Origin of the sequence: Microbacterium sp. CFBP9034 (assembly GCF_034045255.1) — a bacterium.
In the GTDB taxonomy this organism is placed as follows: Bacteria; Actinomycetota; Actinomycetes; order Actinomycetales; family Microbacteriaceae; genus Microbacterium.
Genome location: NZ_JAXCWC010000001.1, coordinates 760,482 through 776,707, shown reverse-complemented (window position 1 = coordinate 776,707; position 16,226 = coordinate 760,482). Strand labels below are relative to the sequence as shown.

12 protein-coding genes are annotated in these 16,226 nt (G+C 67.7%); 5 read left to right on the top strand and 7 right to left on the bottom strand.

Going from position 1 to position 16,226, the window contains the following annotated elements; all coding sequences use genetic code 11:
- Positions 1-9: 9 nt before the first annotated feature.
- Entirely contained in the window at positions 10-582 is a 573-nt protein-coding gene (locus SOM19_RS03400; protein ID WP_320485143.1) for a TetR/AcrR family transcriptional regulator, read from the bottom strand.
- A gap of 80 nt (positions 583-662) precedes the next feature.
- Here SOM19_RS03400 and SOM19_RS03395 point away from each other — a divergent pair, with 80 nt between their 5' ends.
- Entirely contained in the window at positions 663-1,496 is an 834-nt protein-coding gene (locus SOM19_RS03395; protein ID WP_320485142.1) for an alpha/beta fold hydrolase, read from the top strand.
- Between the two features lie 150 nt (positions 1,497-1,646).
- On the opposite strand, the gene SOM19_RS03390 is transcribed toward SOM19_RS03395, so the two are convergent.
- Positions 1,647-8,909: a DUF5979 domain-containing protein gene (locus tag SOM19_RS03390; RefSeq protein ID WP_320485141.1), complete on the bottom strand. Its 7,263-nt coding sequence runs from the start codon at positions 8,907-8,909 to the stop codon at positions 1,647-1,649.
- A gap of 466 nt (positions 8,910-9,375) precedes the next feature.
- Between SOM19_RS03390 and SOM19_RS03385 the strand changes: the two genes are divergently transcribed.
- Both SOM19_RS03385 and SOM19_RS03380 read left to right on the top strand, forming a co-directional pair.
- The gene (locus tag SOM19_RS03385; RefSeq protein WP_320485140.1) at positions 9,376-11,040 is read left to right on the top strand and encodes an alkaline phosphatase D family protein; all 1,665 of its coding nucleotides are present in this window, start codon (positions 9,376-9,378) and stop codon (positions 11,038-11,040) included.
- A 152-nt stretch (positions 11,041-11,192) separates the two neighbouring features.
- Positions 11,193-11,522, top strand: a complete 330-nt coding sequence (locus SOM19_RS03380) for an EamA family transporter (RefSeq protein WP_320486654.1) — start codon at positions 11,193-11,195, stop codon at positions 11,520-11,522.
- Positions 11,523-11,534: 12 nt separating this feature from the next.
- Here the strand turns inward: SOM19_RS03380 and SOM19_RS03375 are convergent, their stop codons facing one another.
- From SOM19_RS03375 to SOM19_RS03365, 3 genes are all read right to left on the bottom strand, one after another.
- Positions 11,535-12,614, bottom strand: a complete 1,080-nt coding sequence (locus SOM19_RS03375) for a glycosyltransferase (RefSeq protein WP_320485139.1) — start codon at positions 12,612-12,614, stop codon at positions 11,535-11,537.
- 368 nt (positions 12,615-12,982) lie between these two features.
- Positions 12,983-13,360, bottom strand: coding sequence for a nuclear transport factor 2 family protein (locus SOM19_RS03370; protein WP_320485138.1), 378 nt, complete (start codon positions 13,358-13,360; stop codon positions 12,983-12,985).
- Positions 13,361-13,502: 142 nt separating this feature from the next.
- Complete coding sequence (locus SOM19_RS03365) at positions 13,503-13,967, bottom strand: MarR family transcriptional regulator (protein ID WP_320485137.1); 465 nt, start codon at positions 13,965-13,967, stop codon at positions 13,503-13,505.
- Between the two features lie 119 nt (positions 13,968-14,086).
- Here SOM19_RS03365 and SOM19_RS03360 point away from each other — a divergent pair, with 119 nt between their 5' ends.
- Together SOM19_RS03360 and SOM19_RS03355 are read left to right on the top strand one after the other, a co-directional pair.
- Positions 14,087-14,434 (top strand): DUF7882 family protein, encoded by a 348-nt coding sequence (locus tag SOM19_RS03360; RefSeq protein ID WP_320485136.1) that lies wholly within the window; start codon positions 14,087-14,089, stop codon positions 14,432-14,434.
- Positions 14,431-14,775 (top strand): peptide ABC transporter permease, encoded by a 345-nt coding sequence (locus tag SOM19_RS03355; RefSeq protein WP_320485135.1) that lies wholly within the window; start codon positions 14,431-14,433, stop codon positions 14,773-14,775. Before SOM19_RS03360 ends, SOM19_RS03355 begins: the two co-directional genes overlap by 4 nt.
- Before the next feature lie 27 nt (positions 14,776-14,802).
- Here SOM19_RS03355 and SOM19_RS03350 read toward each other — a convergent pair whose 3' ends face one another.
- Positions 14,803-15,159 carry a protein-L-isoaspartate carboxylmethyltransferase gene (locus SOM19_RS03350; protein ID WP_320485134.1) on the bottom strand — a complete coding sequence of 119 codons (357 nt, stop codon included), beginning with the start codon at positions 15,157-15,159 and terminating at the stop codon, positions 14,803-14,805.
- A gap of 210 nt (positions 15,160-15,369) precedes the next feature.
- Entirely contained in the window at positions 15,370-16,164 is a 795-nt protein-coding gene (locus SOM19_RS03345) for a CPBP family intramembrane glutamic endopeptidase (protein ID WP_320485133.1), read from the bottom strand.
- Between the last annotated feature and the right edge of the window lie 62 nt (positions 16,165-16,226).

Here is a 16,226-nt window from a genome sequence, read left to right as displayed (position 1 = left end):
GAGCATCCTCTACGGCGCGGCCGCGCTGTCGGCAACCAGCGGCAGGATCAGCTCTTCCAGCGCAATCTCGGTTTCGGCGGCATCGAGTCCCCCGTCGAACCGCAGGATGCGCCAGGTCGTGGCGTCGCAGATCGCGACGAGCTGGGCACTTCTCCTCGCCGCCTCGCGGACGGGCAGCGGCGGGAGGGTGAACGCCCGGCGGCACCAGTCCACATGGAACGCGCGCCCGCGTGCGGTGATCTCGGGGAGGCCGGGCACGAGGGGCGACTCGGAGTAGGTCTTGAGGATCAGTGCACCGTAGCGCTCGTAGTGCACGACCAGATCGTGGATCGTCTCGACCGGCGACGCATGTGCCGCCGCTTCCCGTGCCGCAACGATACGAGCCAGTTCTCGTTCCACCGTTGCGTTCATGAGGGCGGGCTTACTGCCGAACCGACGGATGACGGTCTGACCCGTCACGCCCGCATCCCCGGCGACGTCCTCGATTCGAATCTGCTCGTAAGGAGTCGATACGAGCCGCGCCAGCATCGCGTCGACGATCCGCTCTGCCGTCGCCTCGGCATCCTTCGCGCGCCCCGTCATCCGGTAGGGCCTCGTATTCATGTCAGTGACGCTAACAGCCACACTCGCTAAATTCATGTTAGTTCGGCTAACATCAAAATATGGATACCTTCACCGAACACTCCGAACGCATCGAAACCCGCCTCGGAAATCTCAATGCCCGCGTGCGTGGCACCGGGCGCCTCACGGTGCTCTGGTCGTCGATGTTCGTCGACAGCCACACGTGGGATCGCATCGTGCCTCTCCTCATGGACGCAAGCGCGATCCCGAGGCGTTTCGTCCTCATCGACCCGCCGGGGCTGGGGCTCAGCGACGCCCTGATCCGTCGATCCACGATCGCGGAGGCGGCGGATGCTGCGCGCGACGCCCTCGTCGCGCTGGGCGCCACAGAGCCCGTCGACTGGATGGGCAACGCGTTCGGCGGTCATGTCGGCCTCAACCTGGCAACGGATCCGACGACCCTGCGCAGTCTCGTCGCGATCAGTTCGCCGACAGAACCGATCGCGCCCCACCTGCGACGGAAGATCGGGCTGCTCCACCCTCTGCTCAGGGTCGCCGGCCCCGTCGGACCGGTGCGCGACGCCATCGTCGACGCGATGCTGACCGAAGAGTCCGCGTCGACGCCCTCCACGCTCCAGGTCGTGCTGGACAGCCTGCAACGCCCGACAAGGGCGAGCATGAGCCTTGCCCTGCGTTCGTTCATCATCGACCGAACCGATGTCACCGACAGACTTACCGACATCCGCGTGCCGAGTCTGTTCGTCGCCTCGGACGACCGCGGTGACTGGAGCCCCGAGGACGCTGAGCGCGCGGCATCCCTCACCCGCGGCGCTCAGCTGGCGACCATCGAAGGAGCACGCACCCTGATCCCGCTCGAACAGCCCGCGCGCCTCGCCGCAGCGATCAACGGCTTCTGGGATCAGCTCGTCGATTGATCGAGGCGAACAACACGCAGGCGCGACTGGGATGCCGCGGTCATCGTCGACTCGCCCCTACCTGCGTGAGTGACCCGGGCTAGCCGTGTCGAGCTGACACAGCGTTCACGCGGCCCGGGGCCGTGGCTGTCGTCGCCGACCCCGCTGCCCTCAGTGCATCGTGACCGAGCGCGAGCGGCGGAGCCGTCGCTGGACAAGCAGGAAAGCTCCGAGCAGCACGAGTCCCGCCCCGGCGAAGAGGGCCGCCCAGCCGATCTGGCCACCCGTGGGCGGGAGGCCGGGCGGGAGGCCGGGCGGGGTCGTCGGGTTCTCGGTGACGCAGTCCGAGCAGCCGCCGCCGTCGCCGAGCGGAGTGACGCTGTTGGTGAGCGTGACGTTGCCGGCGTCGGCGTCGACCTTCACCCGGTACGACACGGAGACCGAGCCGCCGACCGGGATGTCGGGGATGGCCCACGTGAGCGTCGCGCCGCTCAGCGTCAGACCCGGGGAGAGGGGACCAGTCAGCTGTGCGTGGCTCAGCACATCGGCGAGGTTGTCACGCGCTTCTGCTCCGGTCACCACCACCCCGCCGGTGTTGCTCGCGACGAGGGTGTAGGTGACGATCGAGCCGGCCGGCACGGAGCTGCCCGAGGCCGGGTCGCTCGTCTTGCGCAGCGACCAGGCGGGCACGAACTGGGTGGTCTCGCACGAGTCGCACTCTCCGCCCGGGCCGTCGGGCACCACGACGTTCGCGAGAGTCGCCCCCCACGTGTCATCGTCGACCACGACGGTGTAGCTCACGGTCGCCGTCTCGCCGGCGGCGAGCGTCGGAATCGCCCAGGTGAGGGTCGTGCCGGTCAGCGAGAGCCCGTCCCCCACGACGTCGATCGTGGCGTCGTCGAGCACGTCGCTCGCGTCGTCTTCGGCCATGGCGCCCGCCACGACGCCGTCGGAGGTGTTGCGCGCCGTGAGCGTATAGGTGATCGTCGTGCCGGGCACGACCGAGCTTCCCGAGACGGGATCGCTCGACTTGCTCAGCGCCCATTCGGGAGTGAACTGCTCCGTCGCGCACGGATCGCACGACACGGGCGGCACTTCTCCCTCGGCGCTGACGGCGTTGCGGATCGTCACGCCGATCGCGTCGTCGGCCACGATCGCCTCGTAGGTGAGCGTCAGCGGACCGACGATGGCGTCGACACGACCGACGTCCCACGTCAGGGTGTCGCCCGAGAGCTGCGCCGTACCCTGCGAGGGCTGGATCGTTGCCGACTGCACGGCGGCGAACGGCGTGAGGCCGGCGAGGTCATCCGCCACAACGACGTCGTCGACGAAGCCCGCGTCGCCGGGTTCGACCGTCACGGTGAACTCCACGGTGTCGCCCGGGGCGACCGTCGATCCTGTGGGCGGATCGCTCGTCTTGCTGACGCTGTAGGTGCCGACCTGCCGAGCGAGCGTGTTCGTCACGGTGACGATCGGGATCGCGCCGACCGGGATGGTGAAGGTGATGGATCCCCCTGCCGCCGCCAGCGTCGGGTTCTCCACCGCCATCGCCGTCGACCACGTGTACGAGGGGTGCGTCGGTGGCGGCGGTGTGCCCTCGGTCACCGTGCACACCGAGCCCGCCGGTACCGACTGATCGACCGCACCGAAGGTTCCCGCGTCCTCGAGCTCGAATGCCCCGCCGAAGGGGTCTCCATTGGGAGCCAGGCAGCTCCAGGTGAAGGGGAAGAGCGAGCCGGGTACGAGTCCGGTGCGGTCTCCGTCGACGACCTTGGCGACGGTGAAGGAGCCCAGCACGCGCACGATCGGGTTCGTCACGGTGACGAGCGGGAGGACGCCGCCCGGGCTGACGGTGACGACCGCGGCGCTGAACCGCTCGGTCAGCCACTGGAACGACGTGTCGAGCGCGACCGGCAGCGGCGCACGCACCTCGCTCGTGACGCTGCACGTCGAGCCGACGAGGATTGCTTCGGCGACGGTCGTGATGGCGCCCGTCGCGATCGGGCCCCAGTTGCCCTGAACCGTCGTGCCGTCCTTCGTGCACTCGTAGGTACCCGAGAACACCAGGTTGTTGTTCGGGGCGTTCGGCGCAACGGTCGGACCGAGGTCGAGCTGCTTCGTGATCTGGAACGTCGTCGTGACGCGTCGCGTCGAGTTCGTGATCGTGACGGTGCCGACCTGATCCGGGACGAGCGTCACACTGGCTGTGGCGGGGGCGAACACCGGATCGTTCCATGCGAACGAAGCGTCGGTCAGCCCCGGCAGGGTGTTCTCAGCCACGGAGCAGACCGAGCTCGCGGGGATCTCGACGTCGGCCGGCACGACATATGTGCCGCCCGCCGCCGGCAGCGACCACGCACCCGAGAACTGCGTCGCGCCGTACGCGCAGCTCCAGGTACCTCCGACGGTGGTGCCCGCCGCGAAGGCGCCGTCGACCCCTGTGTAGGTCTTGACGATCTGCAGTCCGCTGAACACTCGCGAGACGGTGTTCGTCACGGTGACCTCTGCGGGGCCTCCCGCGACGACCGTGGCCGGTCCGCTGATGGTGGGGGTGCCCCACGCCCACGAGGAGTCGACCAGGCCGGCCGATGGCGAAATCGTCGACGTGTCCTCCTGCACCGTGCAAGTCGAGGTGACAGGGAAAGACGTGTCGCCCGTGAGGTCGGCGGCCACGCCGAGCGCGTCGGTCTCCCACGTGCCCGTGTACGTCGTGGCGCCGTACTGGCACGAGTACGTGCCGGTGAAGGTCGGCAGGTCGGCGATCGCGTCGGCCGGTACGCCCTGCAGCTGCTTCACGATGCGCAGGCCGCCGAGGACGCGGTCGATGCGGTTGTCGACGACGATCGGCGTGGCCACACCTGCGGCGATCGGCACGTCGACCCCGAAGGGCACGGCGCCGACCGTGTAGGTCGCAGCGCCCCACGCGTACGAGGCATCGACGAGGTCGAGGCCGGGCACGATCGGCGCCTCGTTGACGGTGCAGGTCCATCCCGCCGGAACGTTGTCGATGAGCACGACGGGGGCTGCTCCGGCGGCCACCGCCACCGTCGACTGCATGACGCCGTCGACACCGGGGAACGAGCACGTCGCGCCGACCTGGAACGGCGGATCGGCGGGTGCGACGAAGCCGCCCGTCTCGCCGCTCAGAGTCTTGGCGATGGTCAGCGAGCCGGTGTCGCGGGCGAGGGTGTTGGTGACTCCGATCGTGTTCACGTCGTCGTGCGACACCGACGCGATGGGGACGATGGTCGGCGGAGCCTGCCAGCGGTAGGACGGGTCGGCGCTCGGCGCCGGAGGTGCGTCCTCGGTTGCGGTGCAGGAGCTCGTTACCAGCACCTGGTCGAACGGGCCCGTGAGCTGCGCCTGCTGCCCCGCCTCTGCCGTCCACTCCCCGCCGACGGCGTCTGTGCCGTACGTGCATGACCAGTCGCCGCTGTACTGCTGGCCGGCCACGAGCACGCTCTGGTTGAAGCCGGCCAGATCGACGGTCTTGATGAGCCCGATCGTCGAGTACAGCCGGACGACGGTGTTGGTGAGGACGATCTCGTAGTCGCCGTCGGCGTCGGATACGACGACGGATGCCGGCAGCGCGACGGGCGCGTCCCATTCGAAGGAGCCGTCCCTCAGCCCGTTATCGGGGGCGGCGGGGAGCTGCTCGGTCGAACGGCACGTCGATCCGAGGTCGACCTGCCACACCGCCGAGGCGCCCGCGGCGACGGACTTCGCGCCGAGGTTCGCCTCATCCGGTCCGCCCGCCGGAGCGCACAGGAGCGTGATCGAGAAGATGTCGCCCGTCCCCACGAAGCCGCTCCCAGGGTCGTCCACGACCTTCGAGACGGTGACGGGCACCACTTTGGGCGAGATCGCATTGGTCGCCACGACCGACATCGCGGAACCGTCGAGCGGCATCGTGAACTGGATGGATCCGTCCGCGCGGGGAGCCACGGGCACCCGCGTCACGACGTAGCTCACGCCGTCCCAGGTGAACGGATCGATGACGGCGGGCAGAGCATCGATGTCCTCCGACACGATGCACGTCGAGCCCACGGGGATCGTCACATCGGGCCCGTCGACTCCGCCCGCCAGCATCGTCAAGGTACCTGCGATCACAGGCCCTGCGAGCGGTGTGCAGCTGTAGTCGAAGGTGAACTCGGCGTTCTCGAACGCCACCCCGGCCTCGCCGCCGGTGACCTGCTTGGCCACCGAGAAGCTCGCCGTCGAGCGGTTGAGGATGTTGCCGACCTGGGCCGTGCCGCCCGTCCCTCCCACGACGACAGGTGCTGGTATCGACGTCGTCCACACGTACGACGGGTCGTCCGGCTGCACGGGCGACGCCGGCATCTCCTCGGTGACGGTGCAGATCGAGCCGACGAACACCTCGACCGACGAGGACCCGCCCGGCTGGAGGGTCGCGGATCCTCCGGATGCACCGACGCTCCAGGCGCCCGTGACCGCGGCATCCGTCCCGTACGTGCACGACCACGTGCCGGTGAAGTCGCTCGTCGGCGTCGCGGTCGTGTTGTTGGTCACGGTCTTGGTGATGGCGAAGGGCGCCGTGACGCGCACGATGTCGTTGGTGACCGTCACGGGGAGCGGGTCGATGCTGTTGGGCACCGTGACCTGCTGCGGTGGCGGCGGGGCCGCCCATGCGTACGAGCCGTCGAGCAGCGATGTCGACCCGGTCGGGGGATCGACCTCGCTCACGGTGCAGCTCGCGAGGACAGGCAGGAAGGCCGTGAGCTGCGAGCCGAAGTTGGGCGAGGTGAACGTGAAGTCCTGCGTGTAGTCGGTCGCGTCGCCCTGAGCGGGAGCATTGCACGAGACGCGGATCGTGAAGGGCGTCTGGGTCTGAACCGCCTCGAGGAGGTTCGCGATCGCCTTGGTGAGGGCGAGTCGTCCGAAGCCGATGCTGTTGGGGTTGGTCACCGTGACGGTCGCCGAGCCTCCGACCGGGACGGCGACGGTTCCGCCCGTCAGCCCCGCATATGTCGCGGGACCCCAGACGTAGCCGGGATCGAGCAATGCGTCGGAGGGCGCGGGGCTCTCGACGACGGTGCACTGCACTCCGGCGGGCACCTGCACCGTCTGGCTCGCCCCGGCGGCCAGCGAGACGGTGCCGGAGATCGACCCGCAGTTGTAGGCGACCGTGAAATCGTCGGCAGTGCCCGTGTATCCCGCACCGACGACCGTCTTGGCGATCGTCAGGCCCACGAGGTTGCGTATGAAGGTGTTCGTCACGCCGAGGGTCGCGGTGGCGTTCGCTGCGATCGTCGCGGTCGCGGGGGCGACGGTGTAGCCCTGCCAGGCGTAAGACGGGTCGGCGAAGTCGCCGGCCTCAGTCGCGAGCGTCTCATCGACGACCCGGCACACGGCCGTCGCGGGGATGCCGGCGACCGAGGCCAGCGTGCCGGTGGACACGTTGACGGTTCCGCTGCGGACGCTCTGCCCGCCGATCGTGCAGTCGTACGACACGGGGAAGGTGCGCGTCGCCCCGCCCGTGTAGCCGGGCAGCGGCGTGTCTTCGTTGGCCGCTGCGATCGCCTTCGTGATCTGCAGCGTGCCGGTCTGCTGCGTCGCGGAGTTGCCGATGTTCACGAGCACCGACCCGTTGGCCGGGATGACGACAGGGACCGGATTGACCGGCGCGTTCCACACCCACGAGCCGTTGGCGAGGTCGGTCGATCCGGACGGAGGGCTCTGCTCGGTCACGGTGCACGTCGCGCCGGCGGGGAGGTTCGGGATCGACACGACGGCGCCGGGCACGCCGTTGGCGGCGTTCGGGTTGACGGTCACGGTTCCGCTCACGTTGCCCGGCATGCACACGTAGCCGGCCGTGAAGGCCTTCGACGCTCCGGCGGTGTAGCCGCCGGCGGGCGAGGTCGTGACGGTCTTGGTGATCTGCAGCGTGCCGGTCTGGAAGCGGTTGGTGACCTGACACGTGACGTTCTGGCCGTTCGTCAGGGCGACCTGCCCGCCGACCACGGGCACACTCGTGGCCGGAGTCGCCGTCAGGAAGCACGACCAGGGGCCGTCCTGGACGTACCCAGCCGTGCGCGCGCCGACGGCGGTCTCGCTCAGAGCGTACGTGCCCGCGATGATGGACTGATTCGTGATCGCGGGATTGGGTATCGTGTTGCTCTGACCCGTCTGGCCCGCTCCGGATACGTTCGACTGACCGGCGATCGACACGGGAGCGGCTGTCAGGGTCCAGTTGAAGGGACTCGCGAGGTCTCCCGGCTGGCCTGTCGTGACGATGGTCTTGCGGAGCGTGAGCGTCGCCCGCGGCGTGTAGGTGTTGACGTAGGTGCACGTGATCGGGATCGCCGCCGCGACATTCGTCGACAGGTCGCCCGACAGGGTGACCGACTGGCCGCTGACCTGTCCGATCGGATTGCCCACGCCGTCGCGGCAGGTGAGGGACTTGAAGGTCCACGGCGCGGTCTGGGAGCCCTCGGTGAGGGTGACGTTCTCGCCGACCGTGTAGGTGCGTCCCGTCAGCGTCGCCTGTCCCGCCGCGCCCGCGCCGGTCGGCTGCAGCGCGAAGTCGTTGCCCCAGACCGATCCCGCCGCGTTGCTGGCGGAGTCGAACGCAAAGCTCGGGAACGAGGTGGGCGCCCCGTACGGCGTCTCGACCTGCTTGATGATCGTGACGGGCCGGACCTGCTGCACGGACGCGTAGAGGCATCCGTAGGTGACGGCATCCTCCACCGTGCTGAACGTGTTCACCGCCGTTCCGGCGCTGGCGACCGTCGCTGGACAGGCGTTTCCGGCGCCGGGAGCCGAGAAGCCGACGACGACGAGCGTGTAGGTGATCCCGCCGCTCACGAAGGTCTGCGTGCTGATCTGATTGGTGAAGTCGAGGATGTCGTTGTCGCGCGCGTCGCCGAAGGTGTTGGACGTCTCATTCATGCGCCACTGGTAGTTGAGCGTCACACCTGCGAACTGCACCTGCATCTGACCGCGGAACCACGAACTGGTGAGCAGCTGGAGCGGGCGGTTGGCGTGCACCATTCGTCCGAGGTTGAAGATCGTGCCGGTCGTCACCTGGGTGACGCCCGACGGCGCGAACCCGAGCGCGCTCTGGTTCGACAGGTCGAGCTGTGCATTGACCTGACCCTGGTTGCGGAAGCCGTGCGCCGTCCAGGCCGTCGATCCCGAGCCGACCAGGCCCGAAGTGCCGTTGGTGTTGAACTGAGGGCTGCCCGAGGTGCCGGCCGAGCCCCCCGGGTTCGCGATGACGCCCGTCGTGCCGCCCGTATTCGAGCCGTACCGGAAGTAGTCGCCGGCCTGGGGATTCGCGGTGCCGTTGGAACTCGTCCATCCCGATTGCGTGAACATCCGAGCCTGCACCGTGACGTCGATCGTCGCCGCGGCCGCGGGCTGGGCTCCGATGGTCAGCTGCGCCACCGAGAAGCTGAGGGTCAGCGCCACCACCAACGCGACGACGAGGCTCAACGAGAGTGGGCGGGCCCCATGAGACGACGCCAGGGACGTGCGCGACATTAGGCCCCCTGCTCGATCGCGCGCGATGCGATCAGGGAGAGAGTAGCGCGCGGCGCCCCGCCTAGAAAGGGCTTCATGACGCCGGTCATGTTCGACGTGTCCCCGCGGGGGCTCTGGATGAGCCGCGGCGATGGATCCCACGGCGGTGAGGGACACCACGGTCCCCGAAGCTCTCTCTGGACTTTCCTGTGTCACAGAGCTGGGACCTGTCTTGTCTGTGATGACAGGGATTCCATAACAGCCGGCCTGAGCGGCCGCTTCGAAGGATCGACATGAAAGTCACAGTGGTCGGGGGAACCGGCTTGGGACAGTTCCACCGGGCCGGCAGCTTCGGTCCACCTCGCTCTCTCGCAGGCACCTCTGGCCGCTGTGACGTGATTTGCGATAGAACGGGTTCATGGGATCCCCGCTGCTGTTGGGGCCGATGCTGCGTTACGTCGATGAGACGTCGGCCAGTATCTGGGTGGAGACGCGAGCCGACGCTCTGGTGAGCGTCCATGCCGATGGACGATCGTGGCAGGCCCGCACCTTCTCCGTACACGGCCATCATTTCGCCCTGGTTGAAGTGGACCGGCTCGAGCCCGGTAGCGTCTCGCCGTACGGGATTGAGGTCGACGGGGTTTCTGTCTGGCCGGACCCTGACTCCGCGTTCCCCGCATCGGTGATCGCCACGCGCACGCCTGGACGACGGCCGCGGATCGCCTACGGGTCGTGCCGCACCAGTGTCCCCCACGACCGGGCGGGCAATCGCACCCATGGCGTCGACTCGTTGCGCGCCTTTGCACTCGCGGTGGCTGACGGTCGCGAGACCCGACCGGACCTGCTGCTCTTCCTCGGCGACCAGGTGTACGCAGACTCGACCACGAAGGAGATGCAGGCATTCATCCGCAGCCGGCGTGACATTCGCAAGGAGCCGGGCGCCGAGCTCAAAGACTTCGAGGAATACGCCCACCTCTACCAGTTGGCATGGTCGGACGCAGCCAATCGGTGGCTGCTCTCGTGCGTGCCGACCGCCATGATCTTCGACGACCACGACATCCGCGACGACTGGAACGCCTCACTCGACTGGAGACGGAAGATGGAAGCCACCTCCTGGTGGCAGGAGCGCATCGTCGCCGGCCTGGCGTCGTACTGGGTGTACCAGCACCTCGGCAACCTGTCTCCCCGCGAACGCGCCGCCGACCCGTTGTGGCAGCGGGTGAGTGGACGCCACAACGCCGCTTCCGTCGACCTCAGTAACGCGCTGGACGAGTTCGCCGACCGCTGCAACAAGGACCCGAACAGCTACCGCTGGAGCTACTGCCGAGACTTCGATGGAACGCGCCTGATAGTCCTGGACTCCCGCGTGGCAAGAGATCTCACTCCGTCGGCTCGCGGATTGCTGAACGCTCAAGAGCTCACGTGGTTCGACGACCATATGCAGGGCGGATTCCGCCACGTCCTCGTCGCCACCTCGCTCCCGTTCCTCCTCCCGTTGGGTCTGCATCACGTCGAGGCCTGGGATGAGGCGATCGCACAGGGCGCTTGGGGGCGACCGGTCGCGTGGGTCGGGGAACGGCTGCGGCAGGCCGTCGACCTGGAACACTGGGCGGCGTTCCAGAACAGCTTCCAGGCCGTTGCCAGGATTGCGACAGAGCTGGCAGACGGCGACCGCGGGCCGTCGCCGCAGACGGTGACCTTCCTGTCCGGCGACGTGCACTTCTCCTACCTGGCCGAGGTCGAGCGTCACAACGGCAGCCGCATCGTGCAGGCAGTGTGCTCACCCATACGCAACCCCTTGCCCCGCTTCATGCGCTGGTTCTCCGTGGTGATGTCGTATGGCGCAGCGACGCCACTGGGTGCCGCAGCCGCGCACTCTGCAAAGGTTCCCGACCCGCCCTTCCGCTGGAGGACAGCGAAGGGTCCCTGGTTCGACAACAACCTCGCGCTGCTGCAGGACGGACCAGATGGGCTCACCCTGACATGGCACACCGGTGTGGTCGACGACGGAGACGAGCTGCACCCTCGACTCGAAGAGGTGGCCCACGTCACGGTGCCCGCGACGAGAGACGCCAACCTCTGAGCGGCGGACGGTATCGCAATGCCACCACACTTCGCGACCTCAGATGGAACGACTCCCGCAGCCTTCGGTGCCCCCGTTGCACCACCGCAAGCCCGTTCGTCCGGTGGGACGCACACTCGCTGAGATCATGGGGCATCTCTCCGGTGGCATTCATGGTGGGATGCACGGCCATGGTGGGATGCACGGCGCTGGAGGTCCCGATCCTGAGCGCGTTGCTGGTCCGGCGCTGGCACAGCGTCATCCCTCTCGTGCGCGCGGAGTGGCTCCGCATGCTGGCATTCGGAGTGCTGTCCCCGTTGTCGTACATCCTGGTGCTCACGGCGATCACGATCGCTCCCGTCGCGCTGGTCGCGCCGATGCGTGAGGTGAGCGTCGTGCTGGTGAGCCTGTTCGGCGCGCTCGTGCTCCGGGAGGGTCGACCGGTGCAACGGATGCTCGCATCGACGGTGGTTGTCGCAGGGATAGCACTGCTCACGGTCTAGCAACCCGCCTACTCAGGCGGCGGCCTCCTCCCGGCGAAGCAGCGCATGCGACACCTCGGTGTACGCGGCCAGCATCCGCTCACGACCCAATCGTGGCCGGGAGTCGAGCGTCCGCCGCCGGTGCCAGCGTCGACGCTCGAGGATCCCCTGCCATGCTGCGGCGATGGCACCTTCGTCTGCCGGCGTGATCACACCGAAGCCATCGACCTGAGCGGCGGCATCTCCGACGTCGGTCGTCACCGGCGTAGCGCCGCAGGCCGCACCCTCGATCAGGCACAGCGGCGATGCCTCGCCGAAAGCGCTCGTCAGCGCGATGATGTCGGCGACCTGGTAGATCGAGGGCATGTCCCGTCGGATCCCCAGCGCATGCACGTCGTCGGCGGGTCGCACGCCGGAGTCTTCGGCGAGTGCGCGAAAGGCCTCGTTCTCCCAGGTCATCCCGGCTCCGCACAGGAGATAGTGAGCACCCGGCTGCCGGCTCCTGTGGCGGGCAAGAGCCCTGAGAAACAGTCCCGGATCCTTCATGGCGTCGAACCGGGCGGCGAACAGGATGGCCGGCGCGTGGACGGGGATCGCCAGACGGTTCCGGGTGGCGTGCCGCTCCACCGGCGTTCCGGGTCGGTAGACGTCGGTGTCGATGCCGTTGGCGATCACGAAGCGCCGCGCGGCCGATACGCCGGCGCGCGCATATGCCTCATCCGTCGTCTTCGCGCACGAGATCGTGGCCGTGACGAGCCCGGTCGCGGTCGCCTCCGCCAGTCGTCCCAGCGCAGGGCCGGAATGCGGCGGGTCCGAGCGGTGCAGGCACGCGGCGACCGGAATGTCGGGCATCAGTCCCCGCGCTCGCAGGGCGAGCAGGATGCCGAGCGGCTGCTCTTTGAGAGACAGGATCAGGTCGGCGTCCCGCACCGCCCGCGCCGCGATCTCGATGTCGGAGGCGGTGAAGGATTCGTCGGGAATAGGGCCGCCCTGAATCTGCCTCCCGAGCGTGGACACGCGCACCCCGGCAGCTACCAGCTGCCGGTAGCGAGGGTCGTCGGCCATGTCCTGCACCGTCGACTCACGATGCACTTGCGACGCGAGCGCAAGCACGCTGTGCGCTTGGCCACCGCGCTGATGGAGCCCCGCGACGACGTCGGTGTGAAGGATGCGGGCGCCGCCCGCGAAGAAGCCCTCGTAAAGCGAGAGCACCCGAGCGGGTCGAACCATCGCAGCTCCTCGAAGTGATGAAGCCGGTGCCGCCGTCGATCGCCTGTCCCGCCAAGTGCCCCGCGACTCATCCGTGATCGATGTGCGGCGCCGACGCCGAATGTCACAATGCTCCGGCGTCGACGGCGCCAAGTCGATGAATCGCGCGTGTGCAGTGGGTGAACGCCCGTCCGCTGTCCTCATCGTTCGGAATCGTGTCGGGCGGATCTAGCGCTGTCCCGGACGCGATGGTCGACTGGAACTCCGGATCGCTACTGAGATACGGTGCGTGGTCCCGCGTGTCCGGCCAGACACTGCCACCCGCCGCCGGAGCGCACCCACGTCTGAGTCATAGGCATCCGGAATGATTCGCGTCCGGCGCTCGTAGTGACGTCGTCGGTGACGGCGCATCGCAGAACGGCGGTGTCACCCACGACGACGATCCTGGGATCCGTCAGCACCTGAGAATGCCACCGTGTCGGTCCGCTGAGGTTGGCGGCGACATAGCTGTCGCGGTCGAAGGTCTCCCCGGTGTGCGACGTCCACCCGAAGTCGGGATGCAGCAGCGTCCGCAGCGCGCGCTCGTCGCCGGCTGCCAGCGCTACGGCACGGCGCTCCGCCGCCGCGAGAACCTCATCCTGGATCGTCACCATCGCATTGTCCCCAATCCGTCGGGCCGCCTGATCAGGAGATCACGCACTCCACACACTTCAGACTCACCGAGAACCGGCTCCTCAGGATGCTCGGGGCCACCTGGCGGTCACCTGTATCGGATGCACGCGCGGCGTGATCTCATTCCGCTTCGATCGAGTCCGCTGCCTCGGTGAGGCCTGCGAGGAACCTCTCGACCGCGCTGCGCTCATCGTCGGACAGCTCAGCGGACAGTCGTGCGAGGCGGCGATCGTACTCTTCGACGGTCGCTGAGAGCCGAGCTTCGGCCTCGGGAGTGGTCGCGATCAGGATGCTGCGCCGATCCGTCGGGTGGCTGAGGCGCTGGAGCGAGCCGCCCCGCTCCAGGCGATCGAGGAGCGCAGTGGTCGAGGCTGACGAGATTCCGAGGTGGCGGGCGATCTCGGTCGGCTTGACGTCTCGACCTTCACGACGGGCGTAGAGCACATACTGGACGACCCGCAGCTCGTTGTCGCCCATTCCTGTGGCCAAGCGCACCCGTTCGTGCCAGGCCTCGTCGGCGCTCCGGAATCGGCGGTACGCAGCGACCACCGAGTCGTTGTCTATGACAATCGCAGTCTCGTTCATGTGGCCTCCGACCTTCTCAGACACCAACATTACACGGATCAATAAATGTAGTTTGACTAGCTATCAGGCACATGTGTAATCTCCCTACTAAGTTTCCCCCCTGAGCGAAAGGCAAGGACATGGGTCGTCTCTACTACGGCAGCGGCACTGACGCGATCGAGATGCCGGACCGCACTCTCACTCACCTTCGCGCACTGGCCACGACGAAGCTTCGACGCTCTGAGAGCTTCTCCGTCAGCTGGCGGCACCCTGACGACGTGCCCGGCGGCCGTTCCACGATCTGGCTGCACTGCTCGATACCGCTGCGATTCGAGTTGGACTCGGCCGAGGCGGAGCAACTCGACCGCGACTACCTGGAGCGGATGGCCAAGTCGGCGGCCTCATCCGGCGGCTTGACTATCGATCTGTCCGAACCTGATCAGCTTCCGCTGCCCATCGGCCACTCGGTACTGGAGCGTGCCGCGTGAGCGCCCCTGCATGGTCGGCGCACCCGCTCACCTCGCCTGCGGTGCGATGGGACGAGGTGGAGCCGGGATTCCGCGTCGGTACCGCCCGTGACGGCGAGTACCTCGGGTACATCGAGTCAACGGCGCACGGCACGTTCGTCGCCGTCGATGGCCGCTCGACGCCTGTCGGCCGATACTTCTCGCTTCGCGAGGCGCAGAGGGCTGTGGTCCAGGTCAAGCGAATGGGCGCGCGCAGTTTGAGCGCATCCGCAGAGCTGACGGCCCGCCGGCTTGCGACATCGTCGGGTGTTCTGGCGGCGTCACTCCTGCTGAGCGCGGGCGCGCTGTTCCTGAAGCCCTGAGCGGATCGAGCGGCCTCGGCTGCCAGATCAGCGTGCCGAAGCTTCCTTCATCTGGACGGCAGCGAGGGTCTTCAGCTGCAGGTGCTCGCCCAGGCGCGAAATGAAGGCCAGGTCAGCAGAAAGCTGGGCGACGCCGGCGAAATCGAGATCGAAGCTCTCACTGCGGGCCTCGAAGGTGACGAGCCAGTGCGGCGCACCATCGCGGATCACGGGGTGGATATACGTGACGGTCGACGCATTGCGCAGCGATACCACCACCAACCCGGAGTCGGGTCCAGCCGTGAAATCCTTATCGAGCACGGACACTTCGGTGTGCGTGTTGGCGTTGAACTCGAGGAACTCGCGCACCCAGCCGTCCACTGTCGCCTGATCGCGGTAGGGCATGTGATCACCGTGGTGCTTCCTGTGCCGGGCGTAGGAGGCACTGCCCTACTTTACGCGACGACGGCAACACCTTGAGCACTCCTGTGAGAAGGGCGCGCGTAACGGCGGGCGGGAATGGCCCTGCCCGATGACGCGCGGCGGCGCTGCGTCGGCCGAAGACGGATCGGCACCGTCTGGCTCATCACCATGGCGATGGTCGCAATGGCACCTCTATGCCGCGAGAGGGGCTCCCGTCGCTGCATCCGACTTCGCGCGGCGTCGTTCGCTGACGATGAGCACGATGAGGAGGATGACTCCGGTCGCGGTGATGAGGTAGGTGCTCAACGCGGGGATGATGCCGAAGAAGTTGGAGGCCGGGTCCTCTCCATGCAGCAGCAGGGTCGGGTCGGTGGTGGCGTGGAGCAGGATCGGCCAGATGAGGTTGCCGGTCACGCGGAGGGCGAGGTACATGCAGAGCCCGAACCAGAAGGTATAGACGACCTGCTGGAGTGTCACCGCGAGACCCTGGTCGCTGGTGAAGACGTTTCCGATGTGCAGCGCCGCGAAGATACCCGACGAGGCCAAGGCGACCGCGATCTCGCCGTGTCCTGCTTTTCGCATGAGGTTGACGACAAAACCGCGGGTCAGCAATTCCTCGGCGAACCCGACGAAAAGCCCTGTGAACAGCCATGCCGCCACCAGTGCGCCGCCGGCCTCTGCGTAGTCGATGCTGAGGAAGGCGGACACGTTGATGAGGAGCACGACTCCAACGGCGACCCACATCCAGCCGCGCCCGGGCACCGGCTGGCGACCGAACAGCTCCTTCAACCAGCCGAGCGAGAGCGCGAATGCCAGCAGCAGCATGCTGGCGAGGACGATTGGCAGCGCCGTCCCAATGAGGACGTCTACCGCGCTGCCCGGTTCGCCGCGAACGCCTCCTGAGGTGCCGAACACCGCCCCCACGAGCAGCCCCATCAGCTGATACAGGCCGTAGTAGACGGCGGCGAGGAGAAGAGCCCGCCACACGCCCCCTCGTTCCCAGAAACGCTTCCACGCGGACTCGGACTTATCCGTCACTGCTGCCTCCA

Coding starts and splice junctions, on each gene's coding strand:
- SOM19_RS03400 (WP_320485143.1), bottom strand. CDS start 582: ATGACGGGGCGCGCGAAGGATGCCGAGGCGACGGCAGAGCGGATCGTC.
- SOM19_RS03395 (WP_320485142.1), top strand. CDS start 663: ATGGATACCTTCACCGAACACTCCGAACGCATCGAAACCCGCCTCGGA.
- SOM19_RS03385 (WP_320485140.1), top strand. CDS start 9,376: ATGGGATCCCCGCTGCTGTTGGGGCCGATGCTGCGTTACGTCGATGAG.
- SOM19_RS03380 (WP_320486654.1), top strand. CDS start 11,193: ATGGTGGGATGCACGGCCATGGTGGGATGCACGGCGCTGGAGGTCCCG.
- SOM19_RS03365 (WP_320485137.1), bottom strand. CDS start 13,967: ATGAACGAGACTGCGATTGTCATAGACAACGACTCGGTGGTCGCTGCG.
- SOM19_RS03360 (WP_320485136.1), top strand. CDS start 14,087: ATGGGTCGTCTCTACTACGGCAGCGGCACTGACGCGATCGAGATGCCG.
- SOM19_RS03350 (WP_320485134.1), bottom strand. CDS start 15,159: ATGCCCTACCGCGATCAGGCGACAGTGGACGGCTGGGTGCGCGAGTTC.